Annotated in this window: 15 protein-coding genes; 10 read left to right on the top strand and 5 right to left on the bottom strand. The window is 58.1% G+C overall.

Annotated elements, in window-relative coordinates:
• Positions 1-148: 148 nt before the first annotated feature.
• Positions 149-1,528 (bottom strand): MFS transporter, encoded by a 1,380-nt coding sequence (locus V6936_RS10065; protein WP_003803661.1) that lies wholly within the window; start codon positions 1,526-1,528, stop codon positions 149-151.
• A gap of 317 nt (positions 1,529-1,845) precedes the next feature.
• Between V6936_RS10065 and V6936_RS10060 the strand changes: the two genes are divergently transcribed.
• Positions 1,846-2,769, top strand: coding sequence for a LysR family transcriptional regulator (locus V6936_RS10060; protein ID WP_230406254.1), 924 nt, complete (start codon positions 1,846-1,848; stop codon positions 2,767-2,769).
• Positions 2,770-2,862: 93 nt separating this feature from the next.
• Complete coding sequence (gene gloA / locus V6936_RS10055) at positions 2,863-3,270, top strand: lactoylglutathione lyase (RefSeq protein ID WP_003803657.1); 408 nt, start codon at positions 2,863-2,865, stop codon at positions 3,268-3,270.
• A 143-nt stretch (positions 3,271-3,413) separates the two neighbouring features.
• On the opposite strand, the gene ubiD is transcribed toward gloA, so the two are convergent.
• Positions 3,414-4,958, bottom strand: coding sequence for a 4-hydroxy-3-polyprenylbenzoate decarboxylase (gene ubiD / locus V6936_RS10050; protein ID WP_003803656.1), 1,545 nt, complete (start codon positions 4,956-4,958; stop codon positions 3,414-3,416).
• Between the two features lie 95 nt (positions 4,959-5,053).
• Here ubiD and V6936_RS10045 point away from each other — a divergent pair, with 95 nt between their 5' ends.
• The gene (locus V6936_RS10045) at positions 5,054-5,893 is read left to right on the top strand and encodes a lytic transglycosylase domain-containing protein (protein ID WP_219235683.1); all 840 of its coding nucleotides are present in this window, start codon (positions 5,054-5,056) and stop codon (positions 5,891-5,893) included.
• Positions 5,894-5,953: 60 nt separating this feature from the next.
• On the opposite strand, the gene V6936_RS10040 is transcribed toward V6936_RS10045, so the two are convergent.
• Positions 5,954-7,114 carry a pyridoxal phosphate-dependent aminotransferase gene (locus V6936_RS10040; RefSeq protein WP_301606773.1) on the bottom strand — a complete coding sequence of 387 codons (1,161 nt, stop codon included), beginning with the start codon at positions 7,112-7,114 and terminating at the stop codon, positions 5,954-5,956.
• Between the two features lie 142 nt (positions 7,115-7,256).
• Between V6936_RS10040 and V6936_RS10035 the strand changes: the two genes are divergently transcribed.
• The 4 genes from V6936_RS10035 to V6936_RS10020 all read left to right on the top strand — a co-directional run bounded on the left by V6936_RS10035 (position 7,257) and on the right by V6936_RS10020 (position 12,350).
• Positions 7,257-8,156, top strand: a complete 900-nt coding sequence (locus tag V6936_RS10035) for a hypothetical protein (protein WP_336579808.1) — start codon at positions 7,257-7,259, stop codon at positions 8,154-8,156.
• A gap of 227 nt (positions 8,157-8,383) precedes the next feature.
• Positions 8,384-10,678 carry an NADP-dependent malic enzyme gene (locus V6936_RS10030; RefSeq protein ID WP_336579807.1) on the top strand — a complete coding sequence of 765 codons (2,295 nt, stop codon included), beginning with the start codon at positions 8,384-8,386 and terminating at the stop codon, positions 10,676-10,678.
• Positions 10,679-10,686: 8 nt separating this feature from the next.
• Complete coding sequence (locus V6936_RS10025; protein WP_003803648.1) at positions 10,687-11,883, top strand: patatin-like phospholipase family protein; 1,197 nt, start codon at positions 10,687-10,689, stop codon at positions 11,881-11,883.
• Positions 11,883-12,350 (top strand): barstar family protein, encoded by a 468-nt coding sequence (locus tag V6936_RS10020; RefSeq protein ID WP_003803646.1) that lies wholly within the window; start codon positions 11,883-11,885, stop codon positions 12,348-12,350. Before V6936_RS10025 ends, V6936_RS10020 begins: the two co-directional genes overlap by 1 nt.
• A 3-nt stretch (positions 12,351-12,353) precedes the next feature.
• Here V6936_RS10020 and V6936_RS10015 read toward each other — a convergent pair whose 3' ends face one another.
• The gene (locus tag V6936_RS10015) at positions 12,354-13,082 is read right to left on the bottom strand and encodes a 16S rRNA (uracil(1498)-N(3))-methyltransferase (RefSeq protein WP_003803644.1); all 729 of its coding nucleotides are present in this window, start codon (positions 13,080-13,082) and stop codon (positions 12,354-12,356) included.
• A 195-nt stretch (positions 13,083-13,277) separates the two neighbouring features.
• On the opposite strand from V6936_RS10015, the gene tkt reads away from it, so the two are divergent.
• The 3 genes from tkt (at position 13,278) to V6936_RS10000 (ending at position 17,602) form a co-directional block, all read left to right on the top strand.
• Positions 13,278-15,323, top strand: coding sequence for a transketolase (gene tkt / locus V6936_RS10010; RefSeq protein WP_003803642.1), 2,046 nt, complete (start codon positions 13,278-13,280; stop codon positions 15,321-15,323).
• 12 nt (positions 15,324-15,335) lie between these two features.
• Complete coding sequence (gene gap / locus V6936_RS10005) at positions 15,336-16,349, top strand: type I glyceraldehyde-3-phosphate dehydrogenase (RefSeq protein WP_003803641.1); 1,014 nt, start codon at positions 15,336-15,338, stop codon at positions 16,347-16,349.
• A gap of 62 nt (positions 16,350-16,411) precedes the next feature.
• Entirely contained in the window at positions 16,412-17,602 is a 1,191-nt protein-coding gene (locus V6936_RS10000; protein WP_051010456.1) for a phosphoglycerate kinase, read from the top strand.
• Positions 17,603-17,712: 110 nt separating this feature from the next.
• Here the strand turns inward: V6936_RS10000 and V6936_RS09995 are convergent, their stop codons facing one another.
• The gene (locus V6936_RS09995; RefSeq protein WP_003803639.1) at positions 17,713-18,555 is read right to left on the bottom strand and encodes an NAD-dependent epimerase/dehydratase family protein; all 843 of its coding nucleotides are present in this window, start codon (positions 18,553-18,555) and stop codon (positions 17,713-17,715) included.
• Positions 18,556-18,619 lie beyond the last annotated feature (64 nt).

Raw genomic sequence — 18,619 nt, 5'->3', positions numbered from 1 at the left:
AGAAGCTGGCATGGGAATATGGCTTTAGGTATAGATAGAATCACCTTGAGAAGACTGGCTTTTAATGTAAATCAAATTGTTTCGTAAAAAAAACAGCCCTGCAAAGCAGGGCTGTTGATAGCGGAAAGCTGGCAGAAAGAGGGAAAGCCTAGCTGGCGCTTGCCTTGCCCATGTTGATAGCCGGTTTGGCATCATGGGCCGGTTCGGTGTGATAGCGACGTAGCGGCTTGTTGGCCGTTTCGGGCATCAGAACCGTAACCCAGAAAAAGCACAATACCGCGACGATCGTGACGTAAAAAGCCGGAGCCAGGTAGCTGCCAGTCTGGGTGGTCAGCCAGATGGCCAGGTAGGGCGCCGTACCGCCAAAAATGGCGAAGGTGATGTTGTAGCACATGCTGGAGGCGGTATAGCGCATGTCGGTGGGGAACATCTCCGAGAGCAAGGTCACGGCCACGACACTGGCGGCCACCTGCCCGATACCAATGATCAGCATGCCGAAAATGGCTGCTTCCAGGGACGCTCCTTTGCTGACGATCATGTAGGCCGGTATGGTGAACAGTGCATGCCAGACTGCGGCAAACTGCATCATGCGACGGCGGCCCACCCGGTCCGAGATCACGCCGGCAATGGGGGTCAGGGCGGTGACAAACAGCAGGGCCACCATGTTCGCGGTCAGGGACTGGACCGAGGACAAGCCAATGACCGTGCGCAAAAAGGTGTTCATGTAGGTGGAGAAGATATAGAAAGACAGGGCGTACAGCACAATGAAGCCGCCCAGCTTCACAATATTGGAACCCTCTGCCTTGAATACCTGGGAGGCGCTGTAGCTGAGCTGCCCTTTCTTCTCTGCACGCATCTGTTGAAACTCGGGCGATTCGGCCAGATGATCGCGGATGAAGAAGGCCACAATACCCATGGGGATGGCCAGCAGGAAGATGATCCTCCAGCCCCAGTCACCCATGGCGTCGGTACCCACAATCGCAGCCAGACCGGCACTGATACCGGCAGCCAGCGCAAATGCAAAGTACGTGGCGCCAGACATGGCCCAGGCGTAGGAATTACGCTTGTTCATGGGGCTGTGCTCAACCGTGTAGATGGTGGCGCCTGTGTATTCGCCACCGGCCGACAGCCCCTGGATACAGCGGATGATAATCAGCAAAACCGGTGCCCAGATACCAATACTGTCATAAGTTGGAATCATGCCAATGGCTGCGGTCGAGCCGGACATCAGCAAGACGGTCAGGGCCAGGATTTTCTTGCGGCCAATCCGGTCGCCCAGTCTGCCGAAATAGATGCCGCCTAGAGGCCGCACAATAAAGGACACCAGGAATACCGCAAAGGTGGCCAGCAAGCCGGCCATCTTGTCTTCCGAAGGGAAGAAGTTCTGTGCAATGTAAACGGCCATATAGCCGAACAAGGCAAAGTCAAACCATTCAACGATCGTGCCGGCCGCTGAACCCATCATTACTTTTTTAATGTGACCGGTCTCGGTATGTTCCGATTCGGCCACCGTGTTTGCCCTTTGCATACTTATGTCTCCTCAAGTATTGGGACTATCTGTTTTTTGAAATCAAACCCTGTGGGGGTAGCTGGTTTTTTATTATTTACTGGCGTGTGTGGCTGTCTTTTATTCGTATTGGTATTGGTTGGATGCTCGATCAGAGCACCGGCTGCAACAGGATGAGTTCCTCCTTTTTGTAGGGCTGGGCATCCGGTCCTGGCCTGCTTGCAAAGCGCCATCCAGTGCGTGCTAGATAAGCTAATCCTCTGCCAATCGCTTGTCCATTCACTATTCACGCACTATTATTGACCGCGATGTTATCAATCTAAAATATGAGCAAAATCATGATTCCCGCACGCCTGGATTTGCATCATCTGCGGGCCTTTAAAACGGTGGCCGAACAGTTGCATTTCAAAAAGGCGGCCGAGCTGCTGCATATCACGCAGCCGGGGCTGACGCGCATCATCAAAAAGCTGGAAGATGATTTGCAGGTGGATCTGTTTGAGCGCAGCACCCGCCAGGTCCGGCTCACGGCGGCTGGTTTTTTGCTGCTGCAGGAAATTGAACAGGTGTTCGTGCATCTGGAGCGCGGCATCGAGTTGGCTCAGAAAGCCAAGTTTGGCGATATTGGGCATCTGATCATTGCCTACAATGACTATGCGGTGCAGGACGTGCTGCCCAGAACGCTGGAACATTTCAAGCAGCAATATTCAAACATCACAACCGATTTGTTATATATGCCCACGCAGCAGCAAATTCAGGGCTTGCAGCAAGGCAGTCTGGACCTGGGTTTTGGCTTTGCCTTCTCGGATGATCCCGAAGAGCTGGGCGTGCAGTGGAAGCCTGTGTGTCATGATGACCCGATTGTGCTGTTGCAAAGCGATCATCCCTTGGCCCGGGAAAAGTCCATCCCCTTGGTCGAGCTGGCCCATGAGCGGTTTGTGGTGGGCAGCAAGACACACTGGCAGGTCTGGCGCCGCTACTTTTATTCATTGTGCCGACATGCCGGTTTTCATCCCAACTCTGTGCAGGAAGCCAGCACTATTACCGGCATCATGAGCATGGTGGCGGCCAATATTGGCATCGCCATTTTGTCGCAATCCTTGCGCAAATATGTACACCGTGATCTGGTGGCGATTGATCTGGATTTGTCCGGGCAGCATCCGCAATCCTTTATCAACATCATGTGGCAGGAAAGCAATGCCAATCCTTGCGTGCCTTTATTCATCCAGACCATTACCTCGGAGCTGATGACGGCGCGAGCCTGAGGCTTGAGTATTTCTCATGGACCCTTGATGAGCGGTCATGATGCAGGGCGGGCTGTTTTGCTACAGTGCAGTTTTTAAACCCCGTCCCCTGCTATGAGTACTTCCACAATACAGTTTGGCCTGGATCACGTCATGCTACGTGTGCTGGACCTGGACCGATCGCTGGCTTTTTATCGCGATGTTCTGGGCATGCAGGTAGTGCGTCACACGGATTATGAATCCGGCCGTTTCACCAATGTCTTTCTCAGCTTTGACCCGAGCACGCAGTCCAGCCTGGAACTGACCTGGAACTGGGATCAAGACGAACCTTATGAAAAAGGCGGGGCGTTCGGTCATCTGGCCCTGATGGTCAAGGACGTGCATCAGGCAGTGGATTATCTGCAGGAGCAGGGGGTCAGAATCAAAACCCCACCCAAGCAGATGAGTCATGGCAAACGTACGATTGCTTTCGTATTTGATCCCGACGACTACCTGATTGAGCTGGTGGAGCCGCTGGCTTAGGCCTGACCGGCGCATTGGGAAGGCCAGGCGGCCGGCCTACTTGGTGTGCCGGCTTAATGCACCCAATAAAACAAAGACCATGCACCGTTGCGGTGATGGTCTTTGTTGCGTTTGATGCGTACGGGCTAAACGCGCGCTCTGCCTTACAGCCCTAGCGAGCCCCACATATCATCCACTTTCTTTTTGGTGGACTCATCCATTTTGATCGGTGTGCCCCATTCGCGCTGGGTTTCTCCCGGCCACTTGTTGGTGGCATCCATGCCCATCTTGCCACCCAGTCCCGAGACGGGCGAAGCAAAGTCCAGGTAGTCGATAGGGGTGTTCTCGACCAGCACAGTATCGCGCACCGGGTCCATGCGGGTGGTCATGGCCCAGATCACTTCCTTCCAGTCGCGGGTGTTGACGTCCTCGTCCACGACCACGATGAACTTGGTGTACATGAACTGGCGCAGAATGCTCCAGACCCCGAACATCACGCGTTTGGCGTGGCCCGCGTACTGCTTGCGTATGGACACCACAGCCAGGCGGTAGCTGCAGCCTTCGGGTGGCAGATAGAAGTCCACGATTTCGGGCAGTTGCTTGCGCAGCAACGGTACAAAGACTTCGTTCAGCGCGACACCCAGAACAGCAGGCTCATCAGGTGGTTTGCCGGTATAGGTGCTGTGATAGATCGGGTTGCGACGCATGGTAATGCGCTCGACCGTAAAGACCGGGAACCAGTCCTGCTCATTGTAGTAACCAGTGTGGTCGCCATAAGGGCCTTCCAGCGCCATTTCGTAGTGGCTGTCGGCAGGCGGTTTCATGCCTTCAGGCACGTCGGGTGTCAGGGCCTCCGGGTGATTGCTGGGCAGGATATGGCCTTCCAGCACAATTTCGGCCCAGGCAGGCACGGACAAGTCGCTGCCCAGTGCCTTGGCAACTTCGGTGCGTGAGCCGCGCAACAGCCCGGCAAACTGATATTCGGACAGGCTGTCCGGGACAGGTGTGACCGCCCCCAGAATGGTGGCTGGGTCTGTCCCCAGAGCAACCGCAATCGGGAAGGGTTTGCCGGGATTTGTCAGGGCGTGGTCGCGAAAGTCCAGTGCTCCGCCGCGATGGGACAGCCAGCGCATGATCAGCTTGTTGCGACCAATCAGTTGCTGGCGGTAAATGCCCAGATTCTGGCGCTTGGCATGTGGGCCTTTGGTAATGACCAGACCCCAGGTCAACAAGGGAGCGACGTCACCAGGCCAGCACAGTTGCAAGGGAATCTGGTTCAGGTCCACATCCTTGCCTTCCAGTACGACTTCCTGGCAGGCAGGAGAGCGTACGTGCTTGGGGCTCATGTCCCACAAGGCGGATTTGAGCATGGACACTTTGGACAGTGCATCGCGCATGCCGGTGGGGGCTTGCGGCTCTTTCAGATTGGCCAGTAGTTCGCCTGTGTCGCGTAATGCCGACACCTCTTGCGCGCCCATCCCCCAGGCAACGCGTTGCGGCGTACCGAACAAATTGGCCAGGACCGGCATGGCGGCCTTGACGCCTTGATGCTGGGCATTCTCAAACAAGAGTGCCGGTCCACCGGCACGCAGTACCCGGTCACTGATTTCAGTCATTTCCAGCGAGGTGGAAACGGGCTGCGTAATCCGCTTCAGATCGCCCCTGGCTTCCAGTTGGGCAATAAAGTCTCTCAAGTCACGGTATTTCACAGAAGAACGGGGCTCCGCTTGCAGATATTTTGGTTAAGACCTTGAACAGGTTCTAAGGTTAACATCGGGCAGTTAGCAATACTAAGGATGAACCCATGGGCTTCCAAGATATGGACTATGTACTTAGTCGCTCAGCCCGTACCCTGACGTATCGCATCGGCGAGTTTGTACATGTGTGTGCCATGTATCTGGGCATAGCCGTACTGGTGACGATTGCAGCCTGTGTGGTTGTACCTTCCATGCGTGCTCAGTTTAACCAGCTTTATACCGGTCTCGTGCAAACCCTGCGCCCCGAGGCGGTGAAATACGATGCGTACAGTCTGGCGGTCTGGCCGGCAGACACGAGTCAGCCGGCCCTGTCTGAAGATGACCAGGATTTGACCCAGACGGAACAGCAGCAGGCGGTTTCTGCCTATCAGGGCTTTATGAAAAATCTGCGTGCCTCGGTGACGGGGCAGCCCATCGCAGGCGTGACAGCCGCCCAGCAGCAGGCCTTGCGCAGCTACCTGGCGCGCAAGTACAAGATCGCCTACTCGGTATCCGGGGCCCTGATCCACACGGCTTTTATTGTGGGCAAGGAAAAGAACCTGGACCCGCAACTGATTCTGGCCGTCATCGCCATTGAGTCACGTTACAACCCCTATGCAGAAAGTCATGTGGGGGCCCAAGGGCTAATGCAGGTCATGACTAAAGTCCATAAAGAGAAGTTTGATATCTATATGGAGGGCACGCTGGCGGTATTGAGCCCTGAGGCCAATATCCGGGTGGGCGGTCAGATTTTGTCCGACTGTATCCGTCGCCGTGGTTCCATTGAAGGGGGACTAGCCTGTTATGTGGGGGCCACCGGCCCCAGCGATGGTGGTTACGGGGCCAAAGTGCTGGCAGAGCGTCGCCGTATTGCCCTGGCCTCCGGTATCCCGGTCCGGACACGCTAGGCGGTCCGGATGGGAGGTAACGAGTGTCTGGGCGTCTGAGGGCCGGGCCCAGAGCGGGGCTTAGCGGCCCAGGAACTGGCCCAGACGACTGATTGCCTCTTGCAGACGGTCCATGCCGGTGGCATAGGACAGGCGCAAGGTATAGGGCGCGTGAGCGGTGCCAAAGTCTCGGCCCGGTACCGCTGCCACACCGGCCTCGTGCAGCAATTGCTGCGAGAACGCATCGCTGTCCTGGCTGTATTCACGGATATCCGTATAGATATAGAAAGCGCCATCCGGGCGGACAGGCACGCGCAGACCCAGACGCTCCAGCTCGGGCAGCAGGTAGTCCCGCCGTTGCTTGAAAGCCAGACGGCGTTCTTCGTAGATCGCCATGGTTTCCGGCTCAAAGCAGGCCAGGGCGGCATGCTGGGCCAGTGAGGGGGCGCAGATTGCCAGGCTGGCGGCCATGCGCTCGCAGGCTTCGGTCATCCAGGAGGGCAGGATCAGCCAGCCCAGACGCCAGCCCGTCATGTGGAAGTACTTGGAAAAGCTGTTAATAACAATAATGTCCTGATCCAAGGTCAAGGCGCTGAGGGGCGCCTGTTCGTAAAACAGACCCAGATAAATCTCGTCCAGGATGATAAAGCCATCACGGGCGCGCACTTCCTTGATCAGCTCTTGCAGGGCTGGGCGGGAAATCGTGGCACCTGTCGGATTGTTGGGCGAGGCAATCAGCACGCCGCGCGTGTTGGGGCCCCAATGATCGCGAATGTGCTGGGCGCTCAGTTGAAAGCGTCCTTCTGCCGAGGCGGGGATCAGACGGGCTGTGCCGCCCGCTGCCATGATGAAGTTCTGGTTGGCCGGGTAGGAGGGGTCGGGCATCAGCACTTCATCGCCGGGATTGATCAGGGCCAGGGTCGCCAGTGACAGGGCGCCCGAAGCCCCTGCCGTGACCACGATGCGAGACGGGTCGACACGGGCCTGGAACTGCTGTTCGTAATACAGGGCGATGCGCTCGCGCAAGGCGCTCAAGCCCGCTGGGGCGGTGTACTGGCCCAGGCCTTGATTGCTGGCCTGATGCAGCGCATCGACCACGGCTTGCGGGGCGGTAAAGTCCGGTTCACCTATGCCCAGGCTGATAATGTCGCGGCCCGTGGCCTTTAAGGCATTGGCCTGTTTGAAGAGTTCAACAGCATGAAAAGGAAGAACGTGTTCGGTACGACTGGCGAGGCGGGACATACGGCAAATCTCGGGTAAAAAGTGTATTGTAGGACCTTGCTCAAAAGGGCGTCAGGTGGCTGTGGCAGGTGCGCATGCTCAAGAAGGGTGCAAGCCGGCGGGCCAGTTGGCCTCAAGTGTAGGTTTGTTGCAGGAAAAGTCTATGGTTTCTTCGTCCAGGCGTGCATTTTTGATGGGTCGTCGTCCTCCCCAGACGGCCTGGCAGTCATTTTGTTCGCGTCTGAAAGCCCGGGTTCAGGGCGAGTGGTCCTTGCTCAGTGCGGAGCCGGATCATGAACAGGCGCGCCTGGAGCCGGCTTCCAGCGCGGACGTGCATATGGTGTTGACGCTGGCCGCCGAGTATGGGGTCACGGTGTGTCTGGAGGGTGTGCCGCAGGCTAGCGAGACGGATGGTCCGGTGATTGTTCTGGCTCCGGGTCGACAAATGGCACGCTGCGACCGTCTGGAACCCAACTCCAATCGCTGGTTTGTTCAGCCGGGTTGTTTGCTCGGAGAGATGGAGGCCAAAGGCTTTCAGGGGCTGGCCACTGCGCCTGCCGGCATGACGGTGGCCGCCTGGCTGGCTGACCGTCGTCAGCATGATTGGCCCAGTGGTCGTACGGCGTTGTCGGGTGTTCTGCATTGCTCGGTCATTCTGGCGGACAACACACAAGCGGCGCTGGGCCCCTTCGGACAGGACAACCGTAACCCTCTGGACAGCCTGCGTATGCAGCAGTTGATCCCCGCTTTGTTTCGCTTGATGGGCGAGCCCGACACGCAGGCCCTGCGTCAGGAGCATTGGCCCTGCCGTTACCGCCTGGATGCGCTCGAACCACGTGACGGCGATAGCATCAATCTGGCGCATCTGCTGTTGGGCCACGGTGGTGATCTGGCCTGGGTGGAGTGGCTGGTGCTGGATGAGACCGTGCTTAGTGGCTCGGACCCGCAAGACTGGTCCTGGCCCAATCAGGAGCAGCCGTGGCAGGCCCAGGATGTGGATAGCCGCATCAAGGCCCTGTTTGATCCCACCGACCGCTTTTCTTATCCTGGCCAGATGCTGTGAGTTTGTCCTGGCCCGTGCTTGACCCCTGATGTAACTCAAGGGCTAGAATGGTTCCTGCCTGGGCCGCAAAGGCTCGGCAAGGCGACTGGGATGGAGGCTGTCAGCAGGGCAGATGAGGGCAGACGGTTTGAACAGGCTGCAGGTCTGTTTGAATAGACGCTGTCAGACAATGGCCGCTTTCAGGCGATCCCGGTCCGTTTTAAATGGATTTTTGAGTGGGTAACAGCATGGACGCCAATTTTCGGAAAGCAGCTCTGGAATATCATGAACAGGGCAGGCCCGGAAAGCTTTCGGTCACGCCGACCAAGCAATTATCGAACCAGCGGGATCTGGCGCTGGCGTATTCGCCTGGCGTGGCAGCCGCTTGTGAAGAAATCGTCAAGGACCCACAAAACGCCTTTCGCTATACCGGGCGGGGCAATCTGGTCGGCGTCATCTCCAACGGTACCGCCGTGCTGGGTTTGGGAAATATCGGCGCCCTGGCCTCCAAGCCCGTCATGGAAGGCAAGGCCGTGCTGTTCAAGAGCTTTGCCGGTCTGGATGTGTTTGACATCGAGATCAATGAAACCGATCCCGACAAGCTGGTCGACATCATCGCGGGTCTGGAGCCGACCTTTGGCGGCATCAACCTGGAAGACATCAAGGCGCCCGAGTGCTTTGAAGTCGAGCGCAAGCTGCGCCAGCGCATGAGCATTCCTGTTTTTCATGACGATCAGCATGGCACGGCCATTTGCGTCACCGCTGCCTTTCTGAACGGCTTGAGCGTGGTTGAAAAAGACATCAAGCAAGCCAAGGTGGTGACGTCCGGTGCGGGTGCGGCGGCCCTGGCCTGCCTGGACCTGATGATTGATATGGGGCTGCCACTGGAAAATATCTGGGTTACGGATATTGATGGCGTGCTCTACGAAGGTCGCCCCGGCAATCCTGTGCCCGAACTGGCCCGTTTTGCCAAGCAGACCGATGCCCGTACCCTCAGTGAGGTGATCGAGGGGGCCGATGTATTCCTGGGGCTGTCCGCCGGTGGCGTACTCAAGCCCCAGATGCTGGAGAAGATGGCGGCCCGACCGTTGATTCTGGCTCTGGCCAATCCCAATCCCGAGATCCTGCCGGAAGACGCCCACGCCGTGCGTGATGATGTGGTCATGGCAACCGGCCGGTCGGACTATCCGAATCAGGTCAACAATGTATTGTGCTTCCCCTACATCTTCCGTGGGGCGCTGGACGTGGGGGCCACCACCATTACGCGGGGCATGGAAAAAGCCGCTGTGCAGGCCATTTGCCAGTTGGCACGCGAAGAGCAGGATGAGGGCGTTGCGGCTGCCTATGGGCTGGAAGAGGTCTCTTTCGGTCCGTCCTTCTTCATTCCTCGTCCCTTTGATTCGCGTCTGATTGTGCGTATTGCTCCGGCCGTGGCCAAAGCGGCGATGGAAGAGGGCGTGGCGACCCGTCCCATAGCGGACTTGAACAACTACATTTATCAGCTACGCCAGTTTGTTTATAAATCCGGCTCCTTCATGAAGCCAATTTATTCACTGGCTCGGGGGCTGGTGCAAGATGGTGCCAAATCCCGTGTGGTCTTTAGTGAAGGCGAGGACGAACGCGTCCTGCGCGCCGTACAGATTATTGTGGATGAGGGGTTGGCCAGTCCCATCTTGGTGGGCCGTCCCGCTGTCTTGCAACAGCGCATCGAACGTTATGGTCTGCGTCTGCGTCTGGGCATTGACGTGGAGGTGACCAACCCCGAACAGGACGATCGCTTCCACCGTTACTGGACCAGTTACTGGGAAATCATGTCGCGTCGCGGTATCAGCAAAGAGATGGCTCGCGTGGAAATGCGGCGTCGCCCGACCCTGATCGGGGCCATGATGCTGCATCTGGGCGATGCCGATGGCATGATCTGTGGCACAGTGGGACGTTACGAAAATCACCTGGAACTGGTGGACCAGGTCATTGGCAAAGCACCGGGTGTCAAAACCTATGCTGCCATGAATATTTTATTGCTCAGTGAGCGCAGTGTGGCCCTGACCGATACGCACATTAACCACGATCCCGATTCGGACCAGGTGGCCGAGATCACCCTGGCGGCAGCGCGTAAAATGCGCCAGTTCAATATCGAACCCAAGGTGGCTTTGCTGTCCAGTTCCAATTTCGGGACCAATAATTCGCCCGCAGCGGTCACCATGCGCGGTGCGCTGGAGCGCGTGCGCCAGCTCGACCCCAGCCTGGAAGTGGATGGTGAAATGCACGGCGACTGCGCGCTGGATGAAAAGGCCCGTCATCAGATCCTGCCGACCTCGGCCCTGAGCGGCGAGGCCAATCTGCTGGTCTGCCCGAACGTGGAAGCGGGCAATATTGCCTACAACCTGCTCAAGACGGCTGCGGGTGGTAACGTGGCAATTGGCCCTTTCCTGCTGGGAGCCCGGGCACCGGTTCATATCATGACCTCGACCTCGTCAGTGCGCCGTATCGTCAATATGACGGCCGTCACGGTGGTGGATGCCAACGTCGCTACTGAAGGCTGATACGGATCATGATTCAGCGCTCACCCGCCCCGCTGGCCTTGATCCTGAACGGGGGCGGGGCGCGCGGCGCGTATCAGGCCGGGGTGCTGGCCGGCCTGCTGGAGCTGCTGGACCCGGAGCGCAACCCCCAGTTCAGCAATCCTTTCGATATTATTTGCGGCTCGTCGGCCGGTTCCATCAATGCGGCCGGTCTGGCCTGCCGCGCAGATAAACCGCACGAAGCTGTCGACCATATACAACAGCTGTGGGGGTCCTTGCGCACCAATGACATCTTTCATGCCGACCCCTTGCAGTTGCTGGCCACCAGTGCGCATTGGGTAGCCACGCTAGCCCTGGGCTGGCTGGCCCCCCGTCTACGCGATCATGTGCCGCACTCCATGCTGGACAACTCACCCTTGCGCGAGTTGCTGGAACAGAGCCTGGACTTTGAGCGCCTGCAACGCAATCTGGCCCAGCAGCATGTGGGGGCGCTGGCCATTACCGCTGCCGCCTACACCACGGGCGAGCACCTGACTTTTTACCAGTCGGACGAGCGCATTCGCCCCTGGACACGCAATCTGCGTCGCGCCATTCCCGGCGTCATCGGAGTGGACCATCTGATGGCTTCCAGCGCCATTCCCTTCATGTTTCCGGCGCAGTCCCTGCAAGTGGGCAAGCAAACCCAATGGTGTGGTGACGGCACTATGCGTCAGTTGGCCCCCATCAGTCCGGCCATACATCTGGGCGCCCATAAAGTCTTGATTGTGGGGACGGGATATGCGGACAACACGTACCACGAGCAAGAATGTGCAGACCCGCCATACCCCTCTTTGGCGCAGATCAGTGGCTATGCCTTGTCCAACATATTCCTCGATAGTGTGTCAACGGATATTGAACGTATGGAGCGGATCAATACATTGCTTGCCTATATGCCTGCAAATGTATTACAAAGCCAATCGCTGCGTCCTGTCAGCACGTTTGCCATCACCCCCAGCCGCTCGCTGGATGAAATTGCCACCCGGCATATTCATCAGATGCCAACTGCTGCACGTACCCTATTTCGAGTACTTGGTGTATCTTCAAAGTCCGGTCCGACCACAGGCGGTGCATTAATTTCATATTTGTTATTCGAGTCCGGCTACACCCAAGAGCTGATCGAGTTAGGAAAGACCGATACCATGAGTCGTCGTGAAGAAGTATTAGCGTTTTTTAAGGAAGCGTCCTGATGAGCCAATCCCTGACTTTGCAAGAGGCTTTGCAACAAGGCGGCGTGCTCGACGCAACGGGCCTGACGGCTGCTGATTTTCTGAAGCAGGCACAGGACCAGGGGCTCACTGCCCTGGAAGTAAGTTGCGATCGTGCGCGCAATCGCTCCGCTGTGCTGCGAGCAGTCGCCAAAGCTGTTGATTACCCTGAATTTTTTGGTGGCAATCTGGATGCGCTCTACGATTGCCTGTGCGACACCGTACTGGATCAAAAGGCTGGTTTGGCCTTGTGGCTGGACAACCTGCACAGTGGCGATCCCGCATTGGAAAAAGACGCCCAGGCTATCTTGGGCGTGTGTGAGGATGTGCATGCCTGGGCCTCGAACAACGAGCGCCGTTTTGTCTGTGTTGTTTTACATGCCGGCAAGCATCCTGATCCGGAACCAGGCGAGACCCCTGCCTCCTACTCCAGCCAGGACGAGGAATAAGCCTTATTCCCAGCCTTGCAAGGCGCTGATCGCTGCCGTCAGCGCCAAGGCAGCGGTCTCGGTTCGCAGTACGCGGTGCCCGAAGCGAATGGCCTGCGCCTGGGCAGCCAGCGCCACTTTTTGTTCTTCGGGCGACCAGCCGCCTTCGGGGCCAATCAAAATGGTGACGGCCTGATCCTGCGGCTTTATGGCTTGTGCCAGTTGCTGAGGCGCATCAGGGTCACAAAACAGATGCAGGCCCGTTCGGGCATCCCGAAAGTAGTCGGACAAGCTCAGCGGCGCCGCCAGTTCCATCAGACGATTGCGGCCACACTGCTCGCTGGCTGACTCGATGACCCGCTGCCAGTGGACCATGCGTTTGGCCTGCCGTTCCGCGCTCAGTTGCAGCACGCTGCGTTGCGCGCGAATCGGCACCAGGCAGCTCACTCCCATTTCCACCGCTTTTTCGATAATCCAGTCCATTTTGTCGCTGGAGGCAATGCCTTGCAGGACGGTAATGCGGCCAGCCAGTTCGCGTACGGGTGTTTCGGCCGCCCCCAGGTTGGCAAACCCTTTTTTGCCCTCGATGCGCAAGGTAGCGGGAAATTGGGTGCCCAGTCCGTCAAACAGGACGATGTCCTGCCCATCTTTTAAACGCAGTACCCGGATGGCGTGATGCGCCAGGGCGTCGGGCAGGGCGATCTCGGTGTGGGCCGTCAGGGCAAAGGGATGATAAAAACGGGGAGCTGCCATATCAGGACACCATCAAGGGTAAAAAAACCGCACAAGCATACCGTACCTGGGCTGGGGGAAGAAAGCGCAAGGCCGCAGCGCAAGTGAGGGCGATTTAGCGCCAGCAATGCTAAAATAGCGCGTTTTATAAACTAATCAGGGCCGTGAGCCGTCCGCTAGCCGGAATTGTCGCGCCGCCGCCCCAATGAGCTTCTAATGGATATTGCGTCAGCCTCTGATAAAACCCTAGCCAATGCCATCCGTGCCTTGGCTATGGATGCCGTGCAACAAGCTAATTCGGGCCACCCCGGTGCGCCTATGGGCATGGCCGATATCGCCCAGGTTCTCTGGTCCCGGCACCTGAAACACAACCCCGCCGACCCCGCCTGGTTTGATCGTGATCGTTTTGTGTTGTCAAACGGCCACGGTTCCATGCTGATCTACGCTTTGTTGCACCTCAGCGGTTACGACCTGTCTCTGGACGAGTTGCGCAACTTCCGCCAGATGCATTCGCGTACCCCCGGCCACCCAGAAGTGGGTATTACGGCTGGCGTGGAAACCACGACCGGCCCTTTGGGCCAGGGTCTGGGCAATGCGGTTGGCTTTGCGCTGGCCGAAGCCTTGTTGGCCCGCGAGTTCAACCGTGACGGCCACGAGGTGGTAGATCACCTGACTTGGGTTTTTGCAGGCGATGGCTGTTTGATGGAAGGGATCTCGCACGAGGCCTGCTCCTTGGCCGGCACCTGGAAGCTGTCCAAGCTGGTCGTGCTGTACGACGACAACGGCATCTCTATTGATGGCAAGGTCGAGAACTGGTTCGGTGACGATACGCCCGCCCGCTTTGAAAGCTATGGCTGGAACGTCATCCGTGCTGTTGACGGTCATGACGCCGCCTCGATTCACAACGCGATTGAACAGGCCCGCCGCAACGCCAAAGAAGGCACCGGCCCCACTTTGATTTGCTGTCGCACCGTGATCGGCAAGGGCGCGCCTAACGCGGCCGGCTCCGAGAAGGTCCACGGCGCTCCGCTGGGTGCTGAGGAAATCGCCGCCACCCGTGCTGCGCTGGGCTGGAACCACGGCCCGTTTGAAATTCCTCAAGAAGTCTACCAGGGCTGGGATTGCCGCGAAAAAGGGGGCGTCCAGCAAGCGGAATGGCAAGCGCGTTTTGACGCCTACAGCCAGGCCTATCCTGAACTGGCCGCGGAACTGGCCCGTCGTCTGAAAGGCGAACTGCCTGCCGATTACAGCGCTAAAGTACAGGCCTTTATTGAGGAAACCGCTCAGAAAGCTGAAACCATTGCCTCGCGCAAGGCCTCGCAACTGGCAATCAGCGCGCTGGTCAATGTGCTGCCAGAAATGTTGGGCGGCTCGGCTGATCTGACCGGCTCCAACTTTACCGACTGGAAGGGCGCCGAGGCAGTGCGCGCTCACGCCGACGGTGTACATTTTGGTCGTCACATCAACTACGGTGTGCGGGAATTCGGTATGGCTGCCATCATGAATGGCGTGGCCCTGCATGGGGGCTACCTGCCGTTTGGTGGTACCTTCCTGACTTTCTCGGATTACTCGCGCAACGCCATTCGCATGGCAGCGCTGATGAAGCAGCGCGTGGTGCATGTCTTTACCCACGATTCCATCGGTCTGGGCGAGGATGGCCCGACGCACCAGTCCATTGAACACGCCAATAGTCTGCGACTGATCCCCAACCTGCATGTCTGGCGTCCTTGCGACACCACGGAAACGGCCGTAGCCTGGGCCTGCTCGATCGAGCGTCCCGCCAGCATCGGCATGAATGTGCAGGACGGCGGCCCCAGTGCCTTGCTGTTGTCGCGCCAGAATCTGCCATTCGTGGAGCGCGATGCACAAACCATCCAGAACATCCGCCGTGGTGGCTATGTGCTGCGCGATGCGCCAGATGCGCGCGCCATCATCATGGCAACCGGTTCGGAAGTCGGTCTGGCCTTGCAGGCGCAGGAGCAGTTGGCTCAGCAAGGAATTGCGACCCGCGTGGTATCCATGCCATGTACCAACCTGTTTGATGCCCAGGACAAGCAATGGCGCGATCAGGTTCTGACCCCGGGCATCCCGCGTGTGGCGGTGGAAGCGGGTACGACGGGTCTGTGGTTCAAGTACGTGGGTCTGGAAGGCGCGGTGGTGGGGATTGATACCTACGGCGAATCGGCTCCGGCTGGCGTCCTGTTCAAGCATTTTGGTCTGACAGCAGAGAAAGTCGCTGCGGCCGTTCAAGAAATTTTGTAATTGGAGTCTGACATGACGATTCGCGTCGCAATCAATGGTTATGGTCGTATCGGCCGCATGATCTTGCGTGCCCACTACGAGTACGGCAAAAAACACGATATCGAGATCGTGGCCATCAACGCCTCGGGCGGTGCCGAGATCAATGAACACCTGACTCGCTATGACTCCGTGCATGGCCGCTTTAACGCCGATGTGTCGCTCGACGGCGACTATCTGGTGGTCAATGGTGATCGCATCCGCCTGCTGAGCCAGCGCGATGCCCTGACCTTGCCTTGGGCCGAGCTGGGTGTGGACGTGGTACTGGAATGTACCGGTGCTTTCACCAGCAAAGAAAAGGCCAGCGAGCACATCCAGGCCGGCGCCAAGAAAGTCATTATTTCCGCCCCCGGCGGCAAGGATGTGGACGCCACGATTGTCTATGGCGTGAACCACGATATTTTGAAGAGCACCGACACGGTGATCTCCAACGCCTCGTGTACGACCAACTGTCTGGCTCCTCTGGTTGCCCCCCTGCACAAGGAACTGGGCGTGGTCAGCGGTCTGATGACTACCATCCACGCTTATACCAACGACCAGGTCCTGACGGACGTGCGTCACAAGGACATGCGCCGTGCCCGTTCGGCCACCAGCAGCATGATCCCCACCAAGACCGGCGCAGCCGCTGCCGTAGGTTTGGTGTTGCCAGAACTGAATGGCAAGCTGGACGGTTACGCTGTGCGCGTTCCAACCATCAACGTGTCCATGGTTGACCTGACTTTTGTGGCTAGCCGCAACACGACGGTTGAAGAAGTGAACGGCATTTTGAAGGCTGCTTCCGAAGGCGCCATGAAAGGCATTCTGGACTACTGCACCGAGCCCTTGGTGTCCATCGACTTTAACCACACCACCGCTTCCAGCACGGTTGACTCCCTGCTGACCAAAGTGACCGGTGGCAATATGGTGAAAGTGGCTGCCTGGTACGACAACGAGTGGGCTTTCTCCATTCGCATGCTCGACAGCACCATCGCACTGATGTCGGCCAAATAAGATCTGAATAGCAGGGGCGGGATTTCCCGCCCCTGTCACGTTAATTCCCAGAACAAAAAATCATGTCTACAAGCATCAAGACCTTGTCTGCGCTGGCCGAAACGGATGCGCTTCGAGGCAAGCGGGTATTTATCCGCTCTGATCTGAATGTCCCTTTGCAAGACGGGCGTATTACCGAAGACACGCGAGTCCGTGCTTCGGTGCCTGCCATTCGCATGGCGCTGGATGCCGGCGCTGCGGTGATGGTCACTTCGCACCTGGGGCGGCCCAAAGAAGGCGAGTGCCAGCCCGTGGATTCTCTGGAACCCGTGGTGCAACGTCTGTCCGAATTGCTGGGCATGCCGGTTGAGCTGCGGCGCAATTGGCTGGATGGCGTGCAGGTGTCGCCCGGTCAGCTTGTCTTGTTGGAGAATTGCCGCTGCAACGTCGGTGAAAAGAAGAATGATCCTGAGTTGGCCCGCAAAATGGCCGCTTTGTGTGACGTTTACGTAAACGATGCCTTCGGTACGGCTCACCGTGCCGAGGCCACCACGGAAGGGATCGCCCGTTTTGCGCCGGTGGCTTGCGCTGGTCCCTTGCTGGAAGCCGAGCTGAACGCTCTGGGGCGTGCCTTGAACCAGCCTGCGCGGCCCTTGGTAGCCATTGTGGGGGGGGCCAAGGTCTCCACCAAACTGTCCATCCTGCGCGCTTTGGCTGAAAAAGTTGATCAGCTGGTGGTCGGTGGCGGCATTGCCAACACCTTTATGATGGCTAGCGGCTTGTCCGTGGGCAAGTCACTGGTCGAAGAAAGCCAGTTGGAAGAAGCTCGCGAGGTGATCCGCATCATGAAAGAGCGCGGTGCCGACGTGCCTATCCCCGTCGATGTGGTATGCGCCAAGTCTTTTGCGGCTGATGCTGCCGCTGAAATCAAGGCTGCTGACCAGGTTCAGGATGATGACATGATTCTGGATGTGGGCCCTGAAACGGCGCGCCAGATCGCTGACATCATTGCCAAGGCCGGTACGGTTGTCTGGAATGGCCCTCTGGGCGTGTTCGAATTCCCGGCCTTTGCACAAGGTACGGCAAGCTTGTCGCGCGCGATTGCCGATTCCAAGGCTTTCTCGATTGCCGGGGGGGGCGACACCCTGGCGGCGATTGCCCAATTCAATATTGGTGAAGAGGTGGATTACATCTCCACCGGCGGCGGTGCATTCCTGGAGTTTCTGGAAGGCAAACGTCTGCCCGCTGTGGCTGCCCTGGAAGACAAGGCTTAAGTTTTGCCGCCTATCGCGTGACCCGTCCTCAGACTGGTTCATGCCTCAGAAAGCCAGCCAACGAAAGTTGGCTGGCTTTTGCTTTTGTGTAAAGACCGGACGCGATGGGGTTACGCCCCCTCTTTAATCAGTTGTCCATAGCCCTGCATGGCATCGGGCCATTCCAGCTTGAAGCCGCTATCGAGCAGGCGCTGGTTGCGCAGGCGTTTGCCGCCTTCTGCAGACGGGCGTCGTTCCGGGTGTGGCACACCCAGCAGATCGGCCAGCCCGTCATATAGCTCGGTAATCCGGTAGGGCCGACTGTCGGTGCCGATATAGCACGGGAAGGGCGCAGGAGCGCGTAGCAGATGCCAGCAGGCCGCTGCGGCATCCTCGATATGCAGGCGGTTGGCCCAATGCTCCGGGTCATCCGGTACGGTGGCCCGTCCTTCGCGCAGCCGATCCAGTAGTTGGGTGCGTCCGGGGCCGTACAGACCGCTGGGGCGGATGACCACAGCCTGGGCGGGGATGCGGTGATGAAGCCTTTGCTCGGCTTCCAGCAAGATTTTTCCATTGAACTGGGTGGGCTCCGTGGGGGAGTTTTCGTCCACCCAGTCTGTCGAGGGGCCATATACCGCCGTCGAGGAGACAAAGACAAAACGTTTCAGGGCTTTCAGGTCCAGCTCGTTGAGCAGATTTTCCAGACCTTGTAGAAAAACGCGCTCATAGGCAGCCTGGTTTCGCTGGTCAGGGGAGACCGCGTAAAGGACGTGAGTGATGGGGCGGTGTTTCAGTCGTAATGACGCAGGTTCGCTCAAATCGGCCTGTACCCACTCTATGCCGCTGTGATCGTCCAGGGGGGGGTGACGGCGCAGGCCGATAACCGGCCATTCATGACGACGGGCCAGCATTCCGGTGCGTGTGCCCAGATCGCCAGCGCCCGCCAGGAGCAAAGTACAGTTTTGAGAATCCACAGCAGCAGGTCCTTGAGTAGAATGATCTCGAGCAAAGCTCGATTGGCTGAGACAACAATAGCAT

This window comes from Alcaligenes sp. CHO6 (genome assembly GCF_037120595.1).
In the GTDB taxonomy this organism is placed as follows: Bacteria; Pseudomonadota; Gammaproteobacteria; order Burkholderiales; family Burkholderiaceae_B; genus Alcaligenes; species Alcaligenes ammonioxydans.
The sequence above is the reverse complement of the archived record's forward strand: the minus strand, read 5'-3'. Positions and strand labels throughout refer to the sequence as shown.

Bases quoted from the DNA above. Each gene is read 5' to 3' on its own strand.
- V6936_RS10030 (WP_336579807.1), top strand. From the start codon at position 8,384: ATGGACGCCAATTTTCGGAAAGCAGCTCTGGAATATCATGAACAGGGC.
- V6936_RS10000 (WP_051010456.1), top strand. From the start codon at position 16,412: ATGTCTACAAGCATCAAGACCTTGTCTGCGCTGGCCGAAACGGATGCG.
- V6936_RS10045 (WP_219235683.1), top strand. From the start codon at position 5,054: ATGGGCTTCCAAGATATGGACTATGTACTTAGTCGCTCAGCCCGTACC.
- V6936_RS10065 (WP_003803661.1), bottom strand. From the start codon at position 1,528: ATGCAAAGGGCAAACACGGTGGCCGAATCGGAACATACCGAGACCGGT.
- V6936_RS10025 (WP_003803648.1), top strand. From the start codon at position 10,687: ATGATTCAGCGCTCACCCGCCCCGCTGGCCTTGATCCTGAACGGGGGC.
- V6936_RS10060 (WP_230406254.1), top strand. From the start codon at position 1,846: ATGATTCCCGCACGCCTGGATTTGCATCATCTGCGGGCCTTTAAAACG.
- tkt (WP_003803642.1), top strand. From the start codon at position 13,278: ATGGATATTGCGTCAGCCTCTGATAAAACCCTAGCCAATGCCATCCGT.
- gloA (WP_003803657.1), top strand. From the start codon at position 2,863: ATGAGTACTTCCACAATACAGTTTGGCCTGGATCACGTCATGCTACGT.
- V6936_RS10035 (WP_336579808.1), top strand. From the start codon at position 7,257: ATGGTTTCTTCGTCCAGGCGTGCATTTTTGATGGGTCGTCGTCCTCCC.
- gap (WP_003803641.1), top strand. From the start codon at position 15,336: ATGACGATTCGCGTCGCAATCAATGGTTATGGTCGTATCGGCCGCATG.
- V6936_RS10015 (WP_003803644.1), bottom strand. From the start codon at position 13,082: ATGGCAGCTCCCCGTTTTTATCATCCCTTTGCCCTGACGGCCCACACC.
- V6936_RS10020 (WP_003803646.1), top strand. From the start codon at position 11,883: ATGAGCCAATCCCTGACTTTGCAAGAGGCTTTGCAACAAGGCGGCGTG.
- V6936_RS10040 (WP_301606773.1), bottom strand. From the start codon at position 7,114: ATGTCCCGCCTCGCCAGTCGTACCGAACACGTTCTTCCTTTTCATGCT.